The following is a 21,020-nucleotide window of genomic DNA, read 5'->3' as shown; positions in this document are numbered from 1 at the left end:
GCTGCTAGTATTCATTGTAATAATGAGTAAATGAGAGATGGTCTAGATGAAAGTCCGCGTGGTGTTTAATCAAAAAGGGGGCGTTGGCAAATCAACGATTACCATTAATTTAGCGGCGGCTGCTGCTAAAGCGGGTAAACGGGTTCTGGTGGTCGATTTAGATCCTCAAGCCAATTCAAGCCATTATTTGCTTGGCGCTGGTCTTGATTTAGCTAAGCCCAGTTTGTTGGATTTTTTTGATCAAGTGCTTAATTTTAGTATGTATGCCAAAGCCACGCGTGAGTTTGTGCATCGCAGCCCATTTGAGCGGCTATCGATTATGCCTTCGCATCCACAAATTGCCGAGCTAGAATCCAAATTAGAATCACGGCATAAAATTTATAAATTGCGTGAAGCATTAAATGAATTAGCCAATGATTTTGATGAAGTGTGGCTGGATACACCACCAGCTTTAAATTTCTTTACCCTATCGGCACTCATTGCGGCCGAAGGATGTTTGATTCCATTTGATTGTGACGAATTCTCGCGCCATGCTTTATTGGGGCTGATTGATAGGGTGGCGGAGATTCGCCATGATCATAATGCTGATTTAGCCATTGAAGGGATTGTCGTAAATCAGTATCAAGCCCGTGCTAGCTTACCAGCGCGCATGGTGGCGGAATTAAAAGAGCAGGGCTTGCCGGTATTGGATGTTTTTCTTGGGGCCTCGGTTAAAGTAAGGGAATCGCACGAGCGCGCTATTCCCTTACTTATTCTTGATCCCAGTCATAAATTGTCGCAGCAGTTTAGTGATCTTTATGCCTTATTAAAATAATCTGGCATAAAACATCAAAACTATTAAATTGAATAATCTGTATATATTGTGCGGTTACGCTGTATACGCGAGCAATCCTACCTTTATCCTTATGGGAGCTTGATGGGGGGAGGGGCTAGATTGGAAAGGAGATGTCATGCAAGAGCGGGCTAGGGTACTTATCGTTGATGATGAGCCCTTTAATTTAGAAATACTTTCTGAGCACCTCAGTGATGCGGGCTACGACGTAGTGGTGGCCGAGGATGGCGAAGTGGCTTGGGCGATCTTGTCAGAAGATCACTCGTTTGACACGGTGCTGCTTGATCGCATGATGCCACGCATGGATGGTATGGCCCTACTTGCGCGATTGCGTCAGCAACCAGAATTTGAACACCTGCCGGTGATTATGCAAACCGCTGTAGGCGCTGCAGAAAACGTGCGTGAAGGGCTGGCGGCAGGTGCTTATTACTATCTGATTAAGCCATTTCAGCGCGATATGTTGCTGGCGATTGTGGCGGCAGCGGTTAATTTTCACCGTGAAAAAAGCCAGCTTGATGCGCAATTAGCCGCGCAAGCCAGCTCTTATCATTTATTGATGAAGGGTGAGTTTCATTTTCAAACATTGGAAGAAGCACGTCATCTTACCTTGTTGCTTTCTAATGCTTGCCCAGAGCCGCAGCGGGTGGCCTTAGGATTGTCGGAGCTATTAGTGAATGCGGTAGAGCACGGTAATTTAGCTATCAGCTACGCTGAAAAAACGCGGCTATTGCAGCATGGCCGTTGGCAAGATGAAGTAGAGGCACGCTTAACGCTGCCTGAATACGAGCATCGCAAGGTGAAGGTCGCGTTTTATCGGGAAGAGGGTGAAATTGTCTTTACCATTACCGATGAAGGTGTGGGCTTTGAATGGCAGCCATTTTTGGAAATGTCACCAGAGCGGGCGTTTGATCCGCATGGCCGAGGGATTTCGATGGCGAGAATGCTATCGTTTCAATCGGTGGAGTACAAAGGTACTGGCAACCAAGTGGTTGCAAGAGTGCGGCCAGTAGAGCCGTGATGTTGTTTAAGGCGCAGTTCACTGCGCTTTAATGCTTTTATTAGAGCGCGGCGAGCAGCGCGCCCTAGCGCTTAGTCCAAGATTTCTACCTCCATCCCCTCGCTAATGATCCCCGCTTTTTCTATGGTCAAATATTGCCCAAAGAGCACACCTGCAGCGCTTTTACGGTATTTGGCCAAGCTGCGTAATGGCTCTTGATCTGGGGATTTTTCCGCTGTATCTGGATCTATAGTAGTAAAAACACAGCGTGGGCAGGGTTTTAGCACGCTCAAAACCACCTCCCCCATGCGGATTTTTTTCCAGCTATCTTCAGCAAATGCATCACAGCCTTGCACAATCAGATTGGGCCTAAAGCGTTGCATTGAAAGCTCGCGATCAAGGCGATGGCTGATATCAGCCAGCGATCCTTCACCAATCAACAGCAACGGCTCAGCATCGACTAAGGTAATCGGCTCGCCCACGCTATTTTGCCGATTGAATTCAAACCCCACCCAAAGCAAAATCACCTGTTCACCTAAATAAGCCGAGCACCAAGTGTCTGCATCGCTGGCCCCATGGTAGGTGCTTAATTGGGTTTCCCAGCGATTGGCTGGGTGAATATGGCTAAATAAGCCCATTGCAACAAATAGCGTGGGCATATCTGGCGCGCTAAGTGTTAAGCCTTCTGCACTGGGCTCTGCAGATAGTAAAACTAATTTTGGGCACTCTCGGCCAGTTAAAATCTTGCCATTGGGCTGGGCAATCACCCAGCTACGATCAAAGGGTAGGCCGCTACGCAGTACTTGGCTTTGCTGCAGCTGCTGGCCTCGGCTAGATTTAATGGGGTAGCGGTAAAGCCCTGTAAGAATAATGGTCATCGCTGTCAGCTCGGCAAAATAAGGTTACGTTAACTGAATTTAAGTTGACAAACAACGCTGGAAATCTTACTTGTCTTACTTGTTGTTGATTTGTTTGAGGTAAAGACAAGTCAGTCGGCCATTTCTGTAAGCAAAATGGCCATTCAAGCTTGATCGCGCGGCTGAAAATACGAGCTCAATGTACTAGCAATTAGAATGGCTGGTGCTACTCGCCCTTCTCAAACCAAGCAATGCTTTCAACGTGAGCGGTATGCGGGAACATATTGACAATGCCTGCCGCTTTTAATACATAGCCTTTTTCATGCACCAGTACATCGGCATCGCGTGCCAGCGTGGCGGGGTTGCACGATACATACACGATGCGCTGCGGGCCGTTTTTGGCACTGATGGCTTTGCATAACTCATGTGCACCATCCCGTGGCGGATCGATCAGCATTTTATCGAAGTGACCGAGTTTTTTTAGCCAGTGCTCGGTCATATCAAATAAATTGGCCACTTTAAACTGGGTGTTGCCAGCCAGCTGATTATCCGCAGCGCTTTCATTGGCGCGGTCTACCAACTGCTGCAAGCCTTCCATGCCCAGCGTTTTAGCGCCGCTTTTGGCTATGGCTAGCGTAAAGTTACCTACGCCACAGAAAAAGTCGGCAATCGATTCACCCGCTTGCGGGGCCAGCAGATTCATGGCGCGGGCGACTAGCGTGCGATTAATTCGATGGTTGACTTGGGTGAATTCGGTGGGCTTGTAACGCATCACAATGCCAAATTCTGGGATGCTATAGCTGAGCTGCGGCGCATCGCTTGGGTAAAACACGCTAGCTGCCTCGCTGGATTTGGCTTGCAGCCAAAATTGTACTTTCCATTCATCTGCGTATTTTTTTAGCAGCCCTTGATCGGCCTTATTGGGCTTGATGGGCGTGCGTAGCACCAGAATATCCACGTACTCGCCCACCGCCAGCTCGATATGCAGTAGCTGCTCTTTAATAGACAGGCTTTTAATCAGTTGGCGTAGCGGCAAAATTTGCTTGGAGATATGCGGCGGTAAAACACGGCATTCTTTTAGATCGGCGATGATCTTAGAGCGCTTTTCAAAAAAGCCTAAGCGCACCTCATTGCCCTTGACCGACACCGATAAACGCGCCCGCTGGCGGTAACCCCATTCCGGGCCGTAAATTGCAGGTAGCAGCATTTCTGGTTTGACATTGCCAATGCGTTTTAAATTGTCTTCCAGAACCCGTTGCTTAGCCGCCACTTGGCCTGTGAACTCCATATGCTGCATGCTGCAACCGCCGCAGCTGACAAAGTGCGGACAGGGTGGCTTAACGCGCAGATGGCTACTGGTGTGGATTTGCGTGGCTTCGGCATTTTCAAAACGCGGCTTAATACGGTAGCTTTTATAGCTGACGGTTTCTCGCGGCAGTGCACCGTCAATAAAAATGGTTTTTCCTTCTACGCGTGCAATTCCATGACCTTCAAAGTCGAGTGATTCAATAAGGACAGGAGCAGTCATGGTAAGGCCATCGCGTAAAACGCGCGATTATAAGCGATATGGGGAAGGGTGGGGCATTCGTGGTGAAGGCAATGGCTTGATTTTTAGGCGGTGTAACTTGGCTGAATGCAGCAAAGCTTATGGGATTACGTACCCCTTTTTGCTTTCAATATATTCCGCCAAATTACACCAAACTCTTACATAGCAGCCTGATAAATCGCAGTAATTTCTTCTGCCGTGGCTTGAATCGGGTTAGTAAAGCCGCAGGCGTCTTTCAAGGCATTGGCGGTGAGAATGGGGAAGTCGGCTACTTTTACGCCTAGCTCGGTCAGGCCAACGGGGATACCTACGTCCGCAGCAAGCTGGCGGATGGCGGCGAGGCAGGCTTCGGCGGCGGCTTCGTCGCTTAAGAAGCGCACATCGCAGCCCATGGCGTGGGCCACTTCGCCAAGGCGTTTGCCGGCAATGCGTGAGTTAAATTTCTGTACATGTGGCAGCAGAATCGCGTTGCATACGCCGTGCGGTAGATCGTAAAAACCACCTAATTGATGCGCCATGGCGTGTACATAGCCAAGTGATGCATTATTAAACGCCATACCGGCTAAGAATTGCGCATAGGCCATTTGTTCGCGGGCGTGCAGATTGTGGCCGTCGCTTACGGCGTGGCGCAGATTGTCGCTAACCAGCGTGACGGCTTTAAGCGCACAAGCATCGGTAATGGGATTAGCAATGGTGGATACATAGGCTTCAATGGCGTGGGTGAGCGCATCCATACCGGTGGCGGCAGTTAGGCCTTTGGGCTTATCTAGCATCAGCTCTGGGTCATTAACCGAAAGAATTGGGGTGACATGTTTGTCTACAATCGCCATTTTTACATGACGTGTTTCATCCGTAATGATACAGAACCGCGTCATTTCACTCGCTGTGCCGGCCGTGGTGTTGATGGAAACTAACGGTAGCTGTGGTTTTTTGGATTGGTCTAAGCCTTCGTAGTCACTAATGCTGCCGCCATTGCTGGCGCAAAGTGCAATGCCTTTGGCACAATCATGGGGTGAGCCGCCACCTAGCGAGATGACAAAGTCGCAGTTGTTTTCTTTAAGTAATTTTAAGCCTGCTTCCACATTACCTATGGTTGGATTGGGTTGAGCGCCATCAAATACCACAGAAACTATGCCATGCGTGCCGAGCAGCTCGCTCACTTTGGCGACCATACCGATTTTATTTAGCACTGCATCGGTCACAATCAACGCTTTTTTAAAGCCGTAAGATTGAATGGTGCTCACTGCGTCTTGAAGGCAACCTGCGCCCATAAGGTTTACTGAGGGGATAAAGAATGCGGTTGTGGTCATGATGATCTGCCTGCAGGTCAAAATCTAAGCTTAACCATTCTGATTGCAGCAGGGTTTGTGTCAGATCAAAGAAAGGAGGTAGGAAAGAGCTTATTCGCGTGCGCGCACATTCGCCTTGCCTGTATATCTAGGTGGGCAAGGGCATTTTTTATATCTTTAGCGGGGATCAGGGTAAATCTGCGCTGCAGATTGCGAGGCTTTTTTGAGCGATGGAGGGGGGGTAATGCCCATAGACATATAAATGCTGGTGAGTTTATCTACCCCGATATTGGCTGGGCGAATCCATTCGCTAGGGATATAGAGTAGCCCCCCGCCGATAGGCACAGGTGCGGTGGGGACCAATACTGCTTGATAGATACGGCCTTCGATTTCAATGGGTTCAGGATTAGGCATCAGCGCCAGCACTGCAACACCATCACCGCCAAATAAGCACCATACGGGGCTCATGCTACCGATATCCGCGTCTTCTTTTTGATCAAGTAAGCTGACAAACCGGTCTGCAGTATTATACAAAGTACCAATTATTGGAATTCGTCTTACTGTTTTATCAAGTAAATAGGCCAAGTGCCGTTTAAGCTTAGATTGCACAATAACCCCTAGCGGATAAATTGCGCCAATCAACATGACCCAGCCGATTAAATAACCCAGTAGCGGGTGATTAATCACAGGCTGACCAATCAGGGCAAATAATTGCCCGACCATACTTTGCGGGCCAATAAAATTATTCAGTATTTTGACCAGCCATGCCAGTAGGGCTAAGGTGAGCAAAAAGGGTAATAAAGCCAGCAGGCCAGCCAGCCAAGTGGTGGCGATTCTTTCGAAGCTACGCTTGAACATAGGTATTTCCGGTGGGCGGAGTCAAAATTTTGCCGCTATTCTAACCCTCATCGCTTAAACCGCCTGTTGGATTTATGCCGTGTTGGTGAAAAAGCACTCGGCATGGCTTGGTTTTTAATGTTTTACCAAAATTTAACCGCACCGTGTGAAACGAAAAAATCATAAAAACATGATTAAATCAGCGGGTTACTGCCGTAGCGTATAGGCACTGGGCGAAGTTTTTGCCACCCTTGAGTAAAATAGTTAAATTGTAGTTAATGCAACTTGATTGCAATTTGGGGCGAGTTAGGGCCAAAACATCAGGTAGAATTGCCTTTCTGGAAAATTAATCAAATGTAGCCCTATGCGCATCCCTCGCTTATTCCGTTTTACCCTTGTTTATTTGCTGGCATTTATTGCCTTGGGCATATGTATCCGTTTGGGATTTGCCACTGCCTTTGGCAACAAGGCCGACCCGCTGCCCAGCTCCTTGCTGGCGCAATCATTGCTGCTGGGTGCGCGTTTTGATTTGCGCCTAGGCCTACTTAGCCTAGTGCCGCTGCTACTGCTGGGTGGTTTTAAGATTACGACGCCTTTTAAAGCGGGGCTGGCTAGGCGCTTATGGCTGGTTTGGTTTGCGCTGGTGTTTGCCGTGCTGATCTTTACGCATATGGTTGATTTTGCCCACTATTCTTATCTGGGTGTAAAGCTATCAGCCAGTGTGCTTAATTTTTTATATAACTTAGATGAATCGGCTGGCATGGTTTGGTCGACTTATCCGGTGGTAAAGCTGACGCTGGTGTGGGGCTTATCTGTGGGCTTACTAACATGGTTGGTTTCTTGCCTGATGAGCAAGGTGGCGACGTATACAGGCTGGGATGCGGGTAAGTGGAAAACCACGGTGCTGTTGCTGGTTTCTATTCTGGGCACATTACTGGGTGTACACGGCAAGTTTTCACAGTACCCGCTGCGTTGGAGCGATGCCTATTACAGCACCAATAGCTTTGCCGCTGCCGTGGCGCTTAACCCTGCTTTAAATTTCTTTGATACCATGTCCTACACCAGAGACACCTATTCTCTGGACGATGTGCGTAAGGCTTACCCAGCGATGGCGGCCTATCTGGGGGTGGATCATCCTGATGAGAAAACGCTCAATTTTGAGCGGCATATCCAGCCTAAAGCCACGGCACTTCCTGGCCAGCCCAATGTGGTGATGGTGTATTTAGAATCGTTTTCTGGCTATAAAACCAGCCTTTATGGTAATCCATTAGCCACCACGCCTTTCTTTACCCAAATGGCGAAAGAGAGCATCTGGTTTGATAATCTATTTACCCCGCACTTTGGTACGGCACGTGGCATTTTTGCTGGCTTAAGCGGTATTCCTGATGTCGATTTACGTGATACATCGAGCCGCAACCCAGCGGCGGTGAATCAAAATGTGCTGATTAATGCGTTTAAAGGCTACGAGAAAGATTACTTTATTGGCGGTAGCACCACTTGGGCCAATGTACGTGGGGTGTTAACCAAAAATATTGATGGTTTAAAAATCCACGAGGAAGGCAGTTATAGCGCGCCGCGTAATGATGTCTGGGGTATTTCAGATAAAAACCTATTCTTTGAAGCTAATAAAGTATTTAAAGCAAAGAAAGGCCCATTTTTTGCCGTGATTCAAACTTCGGGTAATCACCGCCCTTATACTATTCCGGCAGAAGATACTGATTTTAAATTAAAAAATCCAAGCGTTGCAGAATTGCATGCCAATGGCTTTGCGGCGGTAGATGAATATAATTCTTTCCGCTATATGGATTACAGTATCGAAAAATTTATGGAAACCGCTAAAAAAGAAGCGTATTTCGATAATACGGTGTTTGTATTCTTTGGCGATCACGGTATTCGCGCCATGGGCCACGATGTAGGCCCCAATGTGCCGCGTGCTTATCAAGATTTAAAACTCTCGTCCGTGCATACGCCTTTTGTGCTTTACGCGCCTAAATTATTAAAACCCGCGCGTTACCATAAAGTGGCTTCGCAAATTGATATTCTGCCGACAATTGCGGGCTTATTTAATTTTTCATTTGTAAACAAAGGTATGGGCCGCGATTTACTCGATCCGCGCTTTGATGTATCACGCATGGCTTTTACCATTTACCCAGATGAAGGCGGCGAGATTGGTATCCTGGATCAGGATTGGTATTACATCATGCAGGTCGCCAAAAAAAGCGGCGGTCTGTTTGATATGAAATCCAATACGCCAAGCATTGATAAAAGTGCCGAGCACCCTGAAGTTGCGGAAAAAATGAAAACGCAATTAAGGGATTACTACACCATCGCGGATTATATGCTAACGCATGGTGCTAAGTAGGGCACCTGTGCCCACGCGCTGCATCTGTGCATCCGCGTGGGCTAGGTAGGGCGCTCTTTGCCTACTCTACGATATCAAGCATTGTAGGGTGGGTGTGCCCACGTGCTGCATCTGTGTATCCGCTTGGGCAAGCATTTTACTCACCCTACAAATTTTTAAATAATATCAATTAATAATTCGATTTCCACGTTCTCCGCTGAATATTGAATTTGGGCCAGTAGTACGGCGTCGACCATATTGGCGAAGTTTCTTAAAAGAATAGAGCGCGCCAGTGCTGGGCCCATGCATTTACGAAAATCCGCTACATAGCTTAAAGCGCCGACGCTATCGTCGGCGAGCGCTTGTTCGTTATCGCTGATAATGCCTTTGATTTCCTTGCGAATATCTTTTACTTCTTTGAATAACTCGCTAGAGATCTCGCATAACTCAGCAAATTGCAAAGTAACGTGCGCACTTTTTTCATTTTCAAACGCGCGCATCAGGGTTTTAGATAGCGAGCCTAATTCTTTGATCTCGCTGGTGCTTAATTGCAGCCACTCTGGGTAGCGCTCTTTAATGCTGGCAATTGCTTGGCGAATGCCTTCGCTCTGGCGCAGGCTTTCTGGTAGCTGGCTGCATGCTTGGGCAATTAATCGATAGTGATGTGTTTGGCTCATGATGTACGTCCCCTCTTATTAGATTATTGATCCCTTGCTTTATGGCCTTACCCTTTTACAAGTCAGGCCATTAAAGATAGGGTGATTTGCTTATAGGCGCTCTTATTCTAATGATAAGTATTGGCCGATAGAAATGAATAATTGCATTTGTGGTGGTTCTTGTTGGCTGGAGTAGCAGCAAAACAAGTGGATAAAGTTTTTTCTAAAAAAATTCATATAGAGGCTAGACTAGGCTTAGTATTTGTACTACTATGCGTCCCTCTCTGCTTCTGACGAAGCAAGCATTTGAATGCCGACATGGTGAAATTGGTAGACACGCTATCTTGAGGGGGTAGTGACTTAGGTTGTGAGAGTTCGAGTCTCTCTGTCGGCACCAAAAATAAGTATATAAAAACGCTGGATTTCCAAAAGAAATCCGGCGTTTTTGCATTGGCGGATTTAAATGTTGGTTAGCGAATTCCCCAAACAGCTAGAGGCTGGAGCAGATCGGTAAGCGAGCAAGAACGCAGACTCTATTTGGCCTCGTTCGCGCAGCTGACAAAGTGTTTAGTTTCTAAATGGAATTAGAATAAGATAGGGTTTATTTTTATTCACAGAGCCGACACAATGAGCCGATTTTGGAGCCCGCTAGTCAATAAACTGACTCCCTATGTGCCGGGAGAGCAGCCTAAGCTAACTAATCTAGTTAAGCTAAATACCAATGAAAATCCATATGGCCCGTCCCCTAATGTGCTGCAAGCGATGCAGGCCGAGCTGGCGGATACGCTGCGGCTGTATCCAGATCCAAATGGCGATCATTTAAAGGCGACGATTGCAAGGTATCACGGTGTGGATAAGTCGCAGGTATTCTTGGGTAATGGCTCGGATGAAGTGTTGGCTCATGCTTTTGCTGCGCTGCTCAAACACGATGCGCCATTATTATTTCCAGATATTAGCTACAGTTTTTATCCTGTTTATTGTGGGCTTTTTGGCATTGATTATCGCCAAGTGCCACTTGATGCTGATTTCGCGATTAATATTGAGGATTATGATCAGCCCTGTGGCGCGATTATCTTCCCTAACCCAAATGCCCCAACCGCAAAACTACTGCCGCTAGCCGCCGTAGAAACCCTGCTACAGCGTCATCCAGAGCAAGTGGTGCTGGTGGATGAGGCTTATATCGATTTTGGCGGGGAGAGCGCGATTGCCTTAGTGAATCGCTATCCCAATTTATTAGTGGTGCAAACGCTGTCTAAATCTCGCTCCTTGGCGGGTTTACGCGTTGGCTTTGCCATTGGCCATGCTGATTTAATTGAGGCCTTAGAGCGGGTTAAAAATAGTTTTAACTCCTATCCACTGGATAAGGTTGCCTTAGCTGGCGCGGCGGCTTCTTTTGCTGACGAGGCGTATTTTCAAGAAAAATGCCAAGCCATTATCGCCACCCGTGAGCAATTAAGCAGGCAAATGGGTGATTTAGGCTTTGAAGTGCTGCCATCTGCCGCCAATTTTATTTTTGCCCGCCATCCACAGCACGATGCAGCGCAATTAGCGGCTGCATTGCGTGAGCACTCAATTATTGTGCGGCACTTTAAGCAAGAGCGCATCGATCAATTTTTGCGTGTCAGTATTGGCACGGACAAGGAGTGTGAATTACTAGTGCAGGCCTTACATAAACTGCTGTCTTTATAAGCTTTTTAAGGCCGTTAAGAAGCTTGCCCACTATTGTTTTGGGCAAGCTGCACGGTTTAAATCTATAAATTGAATGTTCCCGCTGAATGGGTGATGCATAAAATGATTGAACTTCCTGCTGGTGGTTCTGCTGCGCGTAATCCGGATCTTGACTGGAGTCAGGTTCGTGAAACCATGTTAATGCTTGGCATTGCCGTGGCGCAGGTGAAGCATGCTGTGGCCGAGAGCAATGCTTCGCTCAATGCCTTAGCGTTTTCTTTTGCCGATACTCATGATCGGATTGAATCTTTGCGTAATGATTTATTAGCGCAAGCTTCTACGTTGCCTGCTGAGCTTGAATTAGATAGCAAGATTGCAGAAATTGGCCAGCGCAATATGCAGGCGGTGATTGCATTTCAATTTTACGACCGGCTTTCGCAACGCTTAGACCACGTTTGCGGTACGATTAGTGGCTTGGCCGAATTGGTATCCGATCGCAATCGGCTGTATGTGCCATCAGAATGGATGGAGCTGCAAGATAGAATTCGCTCGCAGTATTCGATGGAGCAAGAGAAAAAACTCTTTGATGATATTTTAAACGGTATGGATATACGCCAAGCGCTATCACTGGCCGCCAGCATGGTGCCGGTGCAAAGTGATAAATCGGCTGCCCCAGAGTCGGGGGACATCGAGTTGTTTTAATCGATATTTAGCGCGCATAAAAAATGGCTGTTCCCCTTAGGAGAACGGCCATTTTATTTTTATCGGCTAATTTACGCTGCTACCTGTAGGTAGTAGGAGTTAAGCCTACTTCTTTTTTGCTTCGTTAATCTGTGCATTGGCCTGAGCCGCTGCATTGGCGAAGGTGGATGCAGGCACAGTGGCTGTTTTTTCTTTCTTTGGTTTCTTTGTTTCACGATTACTACGTACTTGACCTTTGGCCATGGGGTTTACTCCCTAACATGCTATCTGCCAGTTGGCGGCTGTAGCCTACTTGATATTAGCCGTCAGCGGGGAAATAGCCGATGGTAATCATACTGAACTGCAGCTAAGCCAAGTGTTTTTTGTGCATGAAAAAGCTGAAAGAGCCATTGAATGAGCTCTATCTGTTTTTCTATGTGAAACGCCGTGCTGCAAGAGTTGGCTTTTAAAATCTATTAGCAGCCAAGGCCAGTATGACGCTGGTCTTGGCTGCTTACCGTTCCTGACGATGCCTCTTACTTAATCTGATTATAAATATCGTAGGGCGGGTGCAACCCGCATATGCTTATTCGGCATTGCTCGAGGGTTTTACCCGCCCTACAAACTCCAAAACCAAATCAAGCACTCAAGAAATCCATCTACACAGAGGCCATTGAGTAAGAGACATCATCAGGTAGCCATTTATGCCACGACGGACATCATTAGGCTGTTCAGGCGCTTAACAAAGCTAGCAGGGTCATCTAGCTGTGCGCCTTCGGCCAGCTGAGCTTGGTCAAACAATAGCTCAGTCCAGTCACCAAAGCGCTCACCTTCTAACTCGGCTTTCAGTTTTTTAACCAGCATATGATCTGGGTTGATTTCCAGAATTGGCTTGCTGCCTTTTACATCTTGCCCGGCAGATTTTAATAGGCGCTCTAAGTTAGCGCTCATATCTTGGTTTTCTACCACGATGCAAGCTGGGCTGTCGGTCAGGCGATTGGTGACGCGCACGTCTTTGACTTTATCGCCCAATATGGCTTTCACTTTGTCCAGCACGTCTTTTAGCTCACTGGCGGCGGCTTCTTGCTGCTGCTTTTCTTCTTCGTTTTCAAACTGAGAAAGATCTAACTCACCTTTGGTCACGGATTGCAGTTTCTTGCCGTCAAATTCGGTTAAGCCAGAGATCATCCATTCGTCAACACGTTCGCTCATCAGCAGCACTTCAATGCCTTTCTTACGGAAGACTTCGAGGTGCGGGCTGTTTTTAGCGGCGGCAAAGCTGTCGGCAGTAATAAAGTAGATCTTGTCTTGACCTTCTTTCATTCGCGCTACGTATTGCGCCAGGCTGACATTTTGATCTGTGCTATCGCTGTGCGATGAGGCAAAGCGCAGCAAGCCTGCCACGCGGTCTTTATTGGCGAAGTCTTCCGCAACGCCTTCTTTCATCACGCGGCCAAACTGATCCCAGAATGTTGCGTATTTAGCTTGCTCAGCAGCATCATCAGAATTAGCCATGCCTTCTAAAAGGCCTAGCACTTTCTTCACGCAGCCTTGCTTAATCTGCTCGATATCTTTGCTGTGTTGCAGAATTTCGCGGCTTACATTGAGCGGTAAGTTGCTGCTGTCGATCAGGCCACGCACAAAACGCAGGTATTGCGGCAGCAGCTTTTCTGCGTCTTCCATGATAAATACGCGGCGAACGTAGAGCTTGATGCCGTGACGGCGTTCGCGGTCGTGCATATCAAACGGCGCACGTTGAGGAATATAAAGCAGCTCGGTGTATTCTTGCTTACCTTCAACGCGAGCATGGCTCCACGCTAATGGTGCTTCAAAATCGTGTGATACGTGTTTGTAGAATTCGGTGTATTGCTCGTCAGTGATGTCTGACTTAGCGCGCGCCCACAGTGCGGATGCTTGGTTAACGGCTTCAACGCCTTCCGCAGGGGTGATATTGCCTTCAGCATCGTAGCCCGCTGTTTTAGGCATGAAAATAGGCAGGGTGATGTGGTCGGAATACTTGCGGATAACCGAGCGCAGGCTCCAATCCGATAGATATTCGTCTTCGCCTTCCTTGAGGTGCAGGATGATTTCTGTACCACGGCCTTCTTTTGCGACTTCTTCTAGCGTAAATTCGCCATCGCCTGTGGATTCCCATTGGGTAGCGGTGCTTTCACCAGCACGGCGGGAGGTGAGGGTAACTTTGTCGGCAACAATAAAAGCCGAGTAAAAGCCCACACCAAACTGGCCGATCAAGTTGGCATCTTTCTGTGCATCGCCAGAGAGCTTGCCAAAGAATTCTTTGGTGCCAGAGCGGGCAATGGTACCGATATTCTTGACGACTTCATCACGGCTCATACCAATACCATTGTCATGCAGAGTAAGGGTACGCGCTTCTTTGTCGAAGGAAAGGCTGATCTTCAGCTCGCTATCATCCCCATACAGGCTTGCATCGTTCAGTGCTTCAAAACGTAGCTTGTCGCAAGCGTCTGATGCATTGGAGATCAGCTCACGCAGGAAAATCTCTTTGTTAGAGTAGAGAGAGTGGATCATCAGCTGTAGGAGCTGTTTAACTTCGGTTTGGAAGCCTAATGTTTCTTTTGCCATGAAGATGCTCTTTTAATAAGTGAACAGTGATGCGGTTCTAAGTGGGGGCAGCTTCTGGCGCTTCAAGAGCTAACTCGATTTGATTGCGTTATATCTAGCCTAGCAGCAGCGGGATCGCTTGCTAGCAAGGGTTTGTTGCATTGCGGCAAAGGCAATCCTATTCGCCCCAAATTAAACCATCTCTAGGTGCTAGGATGCTGCTACTCTGTGGCAAGTTTTGCCTTAGATTACGTCTAGCCAGAATCTTGGTCTGAGCTTCTGCGGGAAGATCGGTCAGCAAAAGTAAGTTTTTACGAATTAATGCATCGATCACGTCCTCAATAACGCGAATCAAATCGCTATCAAGTGAGTGAAATAGCTCTGAATGGGCTGGCGCGCCGATAAAGCTCACCAGTTCGGGTGCATTTTGCGGGATAAATTCGCTAGCCTCAGAACTGGCGTCACGAAAAATGGCGATAATTTGGCCATTTGGGTCGCGGGAAATGTAGGGCATGGTAGATCCTTTAATGAATGTAAGTACTGCTTTAGTTTAACAGGCCATTGAAACACGGTTGTTTAGCTCATCCTCTCCATTTAAGCAGTTTGTAGCGCGGGTATATTTATTTTGTCTGTTTGAACGGCTAAGCCCACCGCCTTGGCCCGCGCTACAGATTGGTATGCTTAACTTGCAATGGTTTTTTTAATGGTCTGTTCAGCGTTAGGAAAAAAACGACATGAGCGTTTATGCACTTGAGATTTTAAAGGCTAAAGCTGTAAAAAAACGCAAGAATGCACCGCCTTTAATCATGATTCACGGCGCTTACGCGGGATCTTGGTGTTGGGAAGTCTCTTTTTTACCGTATTTTACCGCTGCAGGCTTTGATGTGATTGCGCCTAGTTTACGTGGGCATGCCGGTAGTATGGGTAGAGAAAAGCTGGATCATTTTGGTATTGATGATTATGTGAAAGATATTTTATCTATCATTGCAGATTTGCCCGAGCCACCTATTTTAATTGGCCACTCCATGGGTGGCCTAGTGGCGCAAAGGGTGGCGAAAGAAACTAAGCTAGCGGGTTTGGTGTTATTGGCGAGTGTGGCACCTTACGGTGTTGCTGCCTCTTTTGCCCATTTACTGACGGCGTCCCCTAGCTTGCTGTGGAATTTAAGCCAGTTTCAATGGCAGGGCGCGGCTGCTGCGGGGAATCCAAGCTTTGTACGTGAGCTACTGTTTTCGTCCAAAACAGATCGAGCGATGGTGGATCATTTTGCCGCAAGAGCGCAGCCAGAATCGATGCGTGCCCTCACCGAAATGGCGATTCCTCATCCTTTTGCAGGATTGAACTGCCCTAAATTACCATGTTTGGTGCTGGGGGCAGGGGATGATCAGCTGATTCCGCCGAGCGATATCTATGCTTGTGCAACTGCTTGGAACACCCAAGCAGAAATCATTGCCGATTGTGGCCATGCCATGATGGCCGATTATCAACAGAATATCGTTGCCGAGAGAATCTTGGCGTGGTTAACGCAAAATTATCCGGAGGGTTAAATGGAAGGCAAAATTAAGAAGAGTGATGGCGAGTGGCGTGAGCAACTTTCCGCCGAGCAATATCGCGTGGCTCGGGAGGGCGGCACGGAGCGGCCTTTTTCTGGCGAGCACTATCGCCAATCCAATCGCGGCAAGTATCACTGCATTTGCTGCGGTGCTTTGTTGTTTGAATCAGAGCGCAAGTTTGATGCAGGCTGCGGTTGGCCTAGCTTTTGGGCCGAGGCCGCAGGCGCAAATATCCAGCGGATTCGGGATGGTAGCCACGGCATGATTCGGGTGGAAGTACGCTGCAGTAGTTGCGAGGCGCATCTAGGCCATGTTTTTCCTGATGGCCCACTACCAAGTGGCGAGCGCTATTGTATTAACTCGGTATCGATTGAGTTTCGCGAAAATTAAACCACAAGCTAAAGAATAAGCTTGCGCTATAGCTGGGTTGGCTTAAATCCCACCTTTATAGGCGCTGAATTAATTCAAAGTTTTACAAATAAAATGGTGTAGGACGGGTGAAACCCGCCAAATTTAAAGTGTAAAAGCAAAAAACGGCTGGTTGCACCCGCCCTACGATATAGTCATATTATTGAGAAACAGCATTTTTCTACGACCAATACCTAGCTTGATGCATGTAGGGCAGGCTTAAAGCCTGCTGAAGGCGGATAAGGTGTGATTTTTACAGCCAAGGCGCACGAGCAAACAGCAGTAGAATCCAGCTCCTTATCTAAAGGGTGATGTATGCATACTCAGCTGGTTCAGATGCTGGCAATCAAAAAACCACCGCAAGGCATTCCTTGGCGACGGGTGTTGCGCGTGATGATTGCGGTTGGCTTGCCCTTAGCAATTGCCTTATTCCGAGGTGAGTTTTTGCCTGCGGTGTATGGTGCGGTAGCCGGTTTTTATACCATGTTCGTGGATAATGGCGGCAATACATCGGAGCGGATTACCGTGATGATGTATATGACCGTAGGCATGCTGCTGGCAGGAATTGCTGGGGTGGCGGGGCATTATGTGCAAGGCGCGCCATTAGCGTTTTTATTGGCATTTGCCATTTTTACCGGTTGGTTGCAAGGTGCGGGCAATTCAGTTGAAATGATGAGCAAATATTGGCTGATTGCTTTTTTATTTGGCGATAGTGCGCCGCATTTATCACCGCTAGCGGGTACGTATTTATTAATTGGTGGCATGTCGGGTATTTTTGCCGTGTTATTGGACCGTTGCTTGTTTCGAGCGCCTGAGCAAAAAAATGGCCCAATGTTGTATGAGGCTATGAGCCGCATTTTACGCCGCCCGCATAATAATTCTATTTTTGCCTTTTATTTTGCCGCCAAAGTATTGCTTGCCTATTTAATTGGTTATGGCTTGGGTTTAGAGCGCGCTTATTGGGTGCCTTTAACCGTGGTGCTGGTCACAGTTTATGATAATAAACTTACTATTGATCGAATGGTACAGCGCTTATTTGGTTCAGTGATTGGTGCTTTATTAGGCTGGGCTATGCTGTATTTTTTTAAAGCAGAATGGCAATTGGCCGCAATGGTGGTGGTGTTGGCGGCAATTACACCCGTGTTTTTAGAGCGTAATTATTGGTTGGCGGTGATTCCAATTACGGCACTGGTGATGGTATTGCTTGATTTTGGTGGTGAACATCATTCTTTGGTACGGGCACGGGTAGAAAACACTATTATTGCCTGCGTATTGTCTGGAATGGGTACTTTGTTATTTATTCGTTTACAGCCCCATTATTTTGATCCTCGTCCTAAAAAAAAATTAAAACGTATTCAGAGTGATGAGCCTTTGTGAGCCTTATTTTCTGATTTATATCTAGTGCACACAAATGCCTGATTATGTCTCTTTCCTGTTTTTTGCCGTTTGTTTGATATTATCCTCGTAGGGGCGCTGCTTGTTGCGCTCCTACGGTATAGGCTAGCTCGCTTCTAATATGCCTAGCAATACATGGCGTTGTTTTATTTATTGCGAATCTACTTGTTAGATTAATATTTAGTGTGAATTATTCAGTACAGCACACTTTAAATCTATTGGTTTTTTTATTGATCTTGCTGCTTAATCCATATGGCTTGCTATGCGGCATCAGTCATTACTGACTATTTCTAATAAAGTCTACTTTGTGCCAAACCTGCCTGTATTGAACGTATTTTAATAAATAGCCAGTAATTATTTCTAGTGTGCTTAGCTCTACTCTGCTCGTGTGTCGTTGATATTTACAGGTAAGGTTTGAACTTGTTTTGTTTCTCATCCATGCTAAGTAATTAGGAATTCTAGATTCAGCGATGGAGGGGTGTCATGAAAGGTATTGTGTTCAATGAGTTTATGGATTTTGTTGAATCTGTGCAGGGGATTGTGGCTGTCGATGAAATGATTTCGGTGGCTAAGCCGCCTTCTGGTGGCGCTTATACGGCGGCTGGGTATTATGATTTTCATGAAATGTTTGCCTTGGTGCAGGCATTATCAGCGCGCTGTGGCACACCTGTTCCTGATTTAGTACGGGCATTTGGCCAGCATTTATTTGGCCGGCTGATTGCTCAGCGCTCAGAATTACTCCGTTCAATGCCCGATGTGTATACCTTTTTGGAGAGTATCGAAGGGCAGATTCATGTGGAGGTGCGCAGAATATACCCCGATGCAGATTTACCCATGCTAGAAACCGAGAGGATGAGTGATGGCTCTTTGCTATTGCGCTATCGTTCTCGTCGCCATTTAGCCGATCTTGCCCTTGGCATGATTGAAGGTTGTATTGCGCACTACGGTGGTAAAGCCACGGTGGTACGCCGTGATTTGGCGGATGAGGGTGAGCTGCAGGTGACGGAGTTTAAAGTGTGTGCACTTTAAGGTTTAAATCATGAGCGATGAGATTGAAGCGGTGCTGCGCCGTGCAATCGAGCGTGAAAAAAAAGCACGTCAGTATGCCGAAGGGTTGGTTGAAGAGCGCACTGAGTCGCTGCGCTTAGCTTATGAAAAGCTGCGCAATGCAGAAGAGCAGGAGTTTTTTGATGTCTTATCTAAAATGCCTTGCGCGGTACTGCTGGCACAAGTGAGTGGTGAAATTTCACTGGCTAATCCTGCTGCGGTAGAAATCTTAGGTTTTGCCCAAGAAGCGGATTTAATTGGCCTAAATTGGCTGCGCATGGTGGTGGATGATGAGATTGATCCACTCAGTGAAGGCGTGCAAGAAGACGCCGCTATCTTGTTGCGCAAGGGTGATGGCAGCTTTTCGGCGGTGCATATTATTATTGGTAGCAGTGCGTTTTTGGGCCGACCGGTACGTATTATTATTTTGCACGATGTGTCGGAGCAGCGCCGCCTACATCATCAGCTACGTTATCAAGCTACCCACGATGGGCTTACTGGCCTACCTAATCGCACCCGTTTACTAGAGCGGTTAAGCCAGCAGATTGCCTCTGCACGACTGCATGGCATGGGCTTAAGTGTATTTTTTATTGATCTAGATAAATTTAAATTTATTAACGATAGCCAAGGCCATGCTGCAGGCGATTTAGTGCTGTGTGAAATTGCCAAGCGCCTACTTACTTTACCCTTAGCAGGAGGAACGGCGGCAAGGTTAGGTGGGGATGAGTTTGTGGTTGCGGTGCCTACTCACTGTGCCATGGACCGGTTACAGATGGCCGAGGCTATTTTAGCCGCTATTTTGCAGCCGATTCAGCTGGATCGAATCGATCAAATCATGGGGGGCAGTATTGGTGCTGCACAATATCCAGAACATGGCTCAGATGCGGAAATCCTGCTAAAACGCGCAGATATTGCCATGTATCACGCTAAAGAAGGCGGCGGTAGCACGGTGTGCTATTTCTCTGAGCATATGCAGCAGGAGTTAGATTCGCGGCGCTTACTTGAAAGCCGCTTGCGTTATGCCATTAGCCATAATGAATTGGTTTTGCACTATCAACCTCAAGTCGATTTAAGTACCGGTATGTTAGTGAGCGTTGAGGCACTAGTACGCTGGCAATCGCCAGATTATGGTTTGCTCTATCCAGGTGCTTTTATCTCGATGGCAGAAGAGGTCGGCTTGATTTGTGAGATAGGCCAGTGGGTGATGTTGGCGGCTTGCCAGCAAATATTGTGCTGGCAGCAAGCGGGCATGGGCTGGGTGAGGGTGGCGGTTAATGTATCGCCATTAGAGTTGGGAGGTGATGCAATTGTGTATCGAGTGGCCAATGCGCTGGCCTGCCATGGTATTCCGCCCGAATGTTTAGAGTTAGAAATTACCGAAAGTTTATCCATTAGCGATCCAGAAATGGCTTTAGATATCATTGCCCAGATTAAGGCTTTGGGTGTGGCGCTGGCGATTGATGATTTTGGCGTGGGCTATTCAAACTTAGGTTATTTAAAGCGCTTTCCTGCCGAGCGGCTCAAAATTGATCAATCTTTTGTGCGTGGCCTCAGCCATAGTGCCCATGATAAAGCCATTGTGGCGACCATTATTCAGCTGGCGCGTAGCTTATCCATGCAGGCTTTGGCAGAAGGGGTGGAGACGGAGCAAGAAGCGAAAATTTTGCTGGAGCTAGGCGCGCATTTGATTCAAGGCTATTGGATTTCACGCCCTGTTTCTAGTGCAGATTTAGAGGTCATGTTAAGGCAGGCCTGTGTGCTAGACCCAAAGCAATTACAGGGGGCCACAAACTCACCTTGTGTGCTGGTGATTGATGATCAGCCGGTGATGCTGGAGGTGATTCAGCATATTTTATCCAGCCTTTCACTTAAGCTTTATCTGGCAGACAGCGCCGAATCTGCCTTGCCGCTGTTAGATTGCCATCAGTTTGCGGCGATTGTGTGCGATTACCAATTGCCTGGCGAGGATGGGATTGCGTTTTTGGCCAAGGCCAAGTGGATTCAGCCTAAGGCATTACGTATCTTAATTACCGCGAGCACGGATTTAGCGGTATTACGCCAAGCTATTAATATTGCCCGTGTGGAGCATTTCTTGCAAAAGCCGGTTGATCCTATTCAATTGCTTAGTTTGATGTCTACTTTATCCGCGTAACACGCCTTTGCCTCAAGCATCCAATGATGCCGAAATGATTCATGCATCAAAATCCTTTTAAGAATAAATACCAGATAGCGCTTTAAGCCCTTGAAAAAGACCGAGAGCTGATGCACCTAAGGTCAATGGCGGGGTGTGTACTTACGCTTGTTGCTTGTAAACGCTGCGATTGAATCAA

Annotated in this window: 18 protein-coding genes and 1 tRNA gene; 11 read left to right on the top strand and 8 right to left on the bottom strand. The window is 47.4% G+C overall.

The genetic code is table 11. The annotated features are described in order from the left end of the window. Nucleotides 1-46: 46 nt before the first annotated feature. Together Q0R17_RS05825 and Q0R17_RS05820 are read left to right on the top strand one after the other, a co-directional pair. On the top strand, nucleotides 47-814 hold the full coding sequence (locus Q0R17_RS05825) for a ParA family protein (protein WP_293932924.1): 768 nt from the start codon (nucleotides 47-49) through the stop codon (nucleotides 812-814). A gap of 136 nt (nucleotides 815-950) precedes the next feature. Next, on the top strand, nucleotides 951-1,850 hold the full coding sequence (locus Q0R17_RS05820; protein ID WP_293932922.1) for a response regulator: 900 nt from the start codon (nucleotides 951-953) through the stop codon (nucleotides 1,848-1,850). A gap of 71 nt (nucleotides 1,851-1,921) precedes the next feature. Here Q0R17_RS05820 and Q0R17_RS05815 read toward each other — a convergent pair whose 3' ends face one another. From Q0R17_RS05815 to Q0R17_RS05800, 4 genes are all read right to left on the bottom strand, one after another. Continuing rightward, complete coding sequence (locus Q0R17_RS05815) at nucleotides 1,922-2,707, bottom strand: MOSC domain-containing protein (RefSeq protein ID WP_293932920.1); 786 nt, start codon at nucleotides 2,705-2,707, stop codon at nucleotides 1,922-1,924. Between the two features lie 205 nt (nucleotides 2,708-2,912). After that, the gene (gene rlmD, locus Q0R17_RS05810) at nucleotides 2,913-4,214 is read right to left on the bottom strand and encodes a 23S rRNA (uracil(1939)-C(5))-methyltransferase RlmD (protein WP_293932918.1); all 1,302 of its coding nucleotides are present in this window, start codon (nucleotides 4,212-4,214) and stop codon (nucleotides 2,913-2,915) included. Nucleotides 4,215-4,390: 176 nt separating this feature from the next. After that, nucleotides 4,391-5,542 (bottom strand): L-threonine dehydrogenase, encoded by a 1,152-nt coding sequence (yiaY, locus tag Q0R17_RS05805; RefSeq protein WP_293932916.1) that lies wholly within the window; start codon nucleotides 5,540-5,542, stop codon nucleotides 4,391-4,393. A 156-nt stretch (nucleotides 5,543-5,698) separates the two neighbouring features. Then, on the bottom strand, nucleotides 5,699-6,379 hold the full coding sequence (locus Q0R17_RS05800; RefSeq protein ID WP_293932915.1) for a DUF502 domain-containing protein: 681 nt from the start codon (nucleotides 6,377-6,379) through the stop codon (nucleotides 5,699-5,701). Between the two features lie 343 nt (nucleotides 6,380-6,722). On the opposite strand from Q0R17_RS05800, the gene Q0R17_RS05795 reads away from it, so the two are divergent. Beyond that, a complete protein-coding gene (locus tag Q0R17_RS05795; protein ID WP_293932914.1) occupies nucleotides 6,723-8,720 on the top strand; it encodes an LTA synthase family protein in 1,998 nt (665 codons plus the stop codon). 155 nt (nucleotides 8,721-8,875) lie between these two features. Here Q0R17_RS05795 and Q0R17_RS05790 read toward each other — a convergent pair whose 3' ends face one another. Continuing rightward, on the bottom strand, nucleotides 8,876-9,376 hold the full coding sequence (locus tag Q0R17_RS05790) for a hypothetical protein (RefSeq protein WP_293932912.1): 501 nt from the start codon (nucleotides 9,374-9,376) through the stop codon (nucleotides 8,876-8,878). 291 nt (nucleotides 9,377-9,667) lie between these two features. Here Q0R17_RS05790 and Q0R17_RS05785 point away from each other — a divergent pair. From Q0R17_RS05785 to Q0R17_RS05775, 3 genes are all read left to right on the top strand, one after another. Continuing rightward, nucleotides 9,668-9,752, top strand: a tRNA-Leu gene (locus tag Q0R17_RS05785). A 230-nt stretch (nucleotides 9,753-9,982) separates the two neighbouring features. After that, nucleotides 9,983-11,044 carry a histidinol-phosphate transaminase gene (gene hisC / locus Q0R17_RS05780; protein ID WP_293932911.1) on the top strand — a complete coding sequence of 354 codons (1,062 nt, stop codon included), beginning with the start codon at nucleotides 9,983-9,985 and terminating at the stop codon, nucleotides 11,042-11,044. 102 nt (nucleotides 11,045-11,146) lie between these two features. Continuing rightward, a complete protein-coding gene (locus tag Q0R17_RS05775; RefSeq protein WP_293932910.1) occupies nucleotides 11,147-11,725 on the top strand; it encodes a hypothetical protein in 579 nt (192 codons plus the stop codon). A gap of 105 nt (nucleotides 11,726-11,830) precedes the next feature. On the opposite strand, the gene Q0R17_RS05770 is transcribed toward Q0R17_RS05775, so the two are convergent. The 3 genes from Q0R17_RS05770 to Q0R17_RS05760 all read right to left on the bottom strand — a co-directional run bounded on the left by Q0R17_RS05770 (nucleotide 11,831) and on the right by Q0R17_RS05760 (nucleotide 14,801). Then, complete coding sequence (locus Q0R17_RS05770; protein WP_293932908.1) at nucleotides 11,831-11,968, bottom strand: hypothetical protein; 138 nt, start codon at nucleotides 11,966-11,968, stop codon at nucleotides 11,831-11,833. 438 nt (nucleotides 11,969-12,406) lie between these two features. Continuing rightward, nucleotides 12,407-14,308, bottom strand: a complete 1,902-nt coding sequence (htpG, locus tag Q0R17_RS05765; RefSeq protein ID WP_293932907.1) for a molecular chaperone HtpG — start codon at nucleotides 14,306-14,308, stop codon at nucleotides 12,407-12,409. Between the two features lie 157 nt (nucleotides 14,309-14,465). After that, a complete protein-coding gene (locus Q0R17_RS05760; protein ID WP_293932906.1) occupies nucleotides 14,466-14,801 on the bottom strand; it encodes a hypothetical protein in 336 nt (111 codons plus the stop codon). A gap of 220 nt (nucleotides 14,802-15,021) precedes the next feature. Between Q0R17_RS05760 and Q0R17_RS05755 the strand changes: the two genes are divergently transcribed. The 5 genes from Q0R17_RS05755 (at nucleotide 15,022) to Q0R17_RS05735 (ending at nucleotide 20,842) form a co-directional block, all read left to right on the top strand. Further along, nucleotides 15,022-15,834: an alpha/beta hydrolase gene (locus Q0R17_RS05755; protein ID WP_293932905.1), complete on the top strand. Its 813-nt coding sequence runs from the start codon at nucleotides 15,022-15,024 to the stop codon at nucleotides 15,832-15,834. After that, the gene (msrB, locus tag Q0R17_RS05750) at nucleotides 15,835-16,230 is read left to right on the top strand and encodes a peptide-methionine (R)-S-oxide reductase MsrB (protein WP_293932903.1); all 396 of its coding nucleotides are present in this window, start codon (nucleotides 15,835-15,837) and stop codon (nucleotides 16,228-16,230) included. Between the two features lie 333 nt (nucleotides 16,231-16,563). Then, nucleotides 16,564-17,625, top strand: a complete 1,062-nt coding sequence (locus Q0R17_RS05745; RefSeq protein ID WP_293932902.1) for an FUSC family protein — start codon at nucleotides 16,564-16,566, stop codon at nucleotides 17,623-17,625. Nucleotides 17,626-18,126: 501 nt separating this feature from the next. Further along, complete coding sequence (locus tag Q0R17_RS05740; protein ID WP_293932900.1) at nucleotides 18,127-18,672, top strand: heme NO-binding domain-containing protein; 546 nt, start codon at nucleotides 18,127-18,129, stop codon at nucleotides 18,670-18,672. 10 nt (nucleotides 18,673-18,682) lie between these two features. Beyond that, a complete protein-coding gene (locus tag Q0R17_RS05735) occupies nucleotides 18,683-20,842 on the top strand; it encodes an EAL domain-containing protein (RefSeq protein WP_293932898.1) in 2,160 nt (719 codons plus the stop codon). Nucleotides 20,843-21,020: the final 178 nt, after the last annotated feature.

The sequence above is a fragment of the Iodobacter sp. genome (assembly GCF_025352645.1).
Classification (GTDB): Bacteria; Pseudomonadota; Gammaproteobacteria; order Burkholderiales; family Chitinibacteraceae; genus Iodobacter.
Note: the sequence above shows the minus strand (reverse complement) of the source record. Positions and strands in the feature narration are given on the sequence as shown.

What these genes read in the sequence shown, in the direction of transcription:
- Q0R17_RS05820 (WP_293932922.1), top strand. Translation starts at nt 951, where the DNA reads ATGCAAGAGCGGGCTAGGGTACTTATCGTTGATGATGAGCCCTTTAAT.
- Q0R17_RS05795 (WP_293932914.1), top strand. Translation starts at nt 6,723, where the DNA reads ATGCGCATCCCTCGCTTATTCCGTTTTACCCTTGTTTATTTGCTGGCA.
- Q0R17_RS05760 (WP_293932906.1), bottom strand. Translation starts at nt 14,801, where the DNA reads ATGCCCTACATTTCCCGCGACCCAAATGGCCAAATTATCGCCATTTTT.
- msrB (WP_293932903.1), top strand. Translation starts at nt 15,835, where the DNA reads ATGGAAGGCAAAATTAAGAAGAGTGATGGCGAGTGGCGTGAGCAACTT.
- Q0R17_RS05740 (WP_293932900.1), top strand. Translation starts at nt 18,127, where the DNA reads ATGAAAGGTATTGTGTTCAATGAGTTTATGGATTTTGTTGAATCTGTG.
- Q0R17_RS05735 (WP_293932898.1), top strand. Translation starts at nt 18,683, where the DNA reads ATGAGCGATGAGATTGAAGCGGTGCTGCGCCGTGCAATCGAGCGTGAA.
- Q0R17_RS05790 (WP_293932912.1), bottom strand. Translation starts at nt 9,376, where the DNA reads ATGAGCCAAACACATCACTATCGATTAATTGCCCAAGCATGCAGCCAG.
- Q0R17_RS05800 (WP_293932915.1), bottom strand. Translation starts at nt 6,379, where the DNA reads ATGTTCAAGCGTAGCTTCGAAAGAATCGCCACCACTTGGCTGGCTGGC.
- hisC (WP_293932911.1), top strand. Translation starts at nt 9,983, where the DNA reads ATGAGCCGATTTTGGAGCCCGCTAGTCAATAAACTGACTCCCTATGTG.
- Q0R17_RS05770 (WP_293932908.1), bottom strand. Translation starts at nt 11,968, where the DNA reads ATGGCCAAAGGTCAAGTACGTAGTAATCGTGAAACAAAGAAACCAAAG.
- htpG (WP_293932907.1), bottom strand. Translation starts at nt 14,308, where the DNA reads ATGGCAAAAGAAACATTAGGCTTCCAAACCGAAGTTAAACAGCTCCTA.
- Q0R17_RS05815 (WP_293932920.1), bottom strand. Translation starts at nt 2,707, where the DNA reads ATGACCATTATTCTTACAGGGCTTTACCGCTACCCCATTAAATCTAGC.
- Q0R17_RS05775 (WP_293932910.1), top strand. Translation starts at nt 11,147, where the DNA reads ATGATTGAACTTCCTGCTGGTGGTTCTGCTGCGCGTAATCCGGATCTT.
- rlmD (WP_293932918.1), bottom strand. Translation starts at nt 4,214, where the DNA reads ATGACTGCTCCTGTCCTTATTGAATCACTCGACTTTGAAGGTCATGGA.
- Q0R17_RS05755 (WP_293932905.1), top strand. Translation starts at nt 15,022, where the DNA reads ATGAGCGTTTATGCACTTGAGATTTTAAAGGCTAAAGCTGTAAAAAAA.
- Q0R17_RS05825 (WP_293932924.1), top strand. Translation starts at nt 47, where the DNA reads ATGAAAGTCCGCGTGGTGTTTAATCAAAAAGGGGGCGTTGGCAAATCA.
- Q0R17_RS05745 (WP_293932902.1), top strand. Translation starts at nt 16,564, where the DNA reads ATGCATACTCAGCTGGTTCAGATGCTGGCAATCAAAAAACCACCGCAA.
- yiaY (WP_293932916.1), bottom strand. Translation starts at nt 5,542, where the DNA reads ATGACCACAACCGCATTCTTTATCCCCTCAGTAAACCTTATGGGCGCA.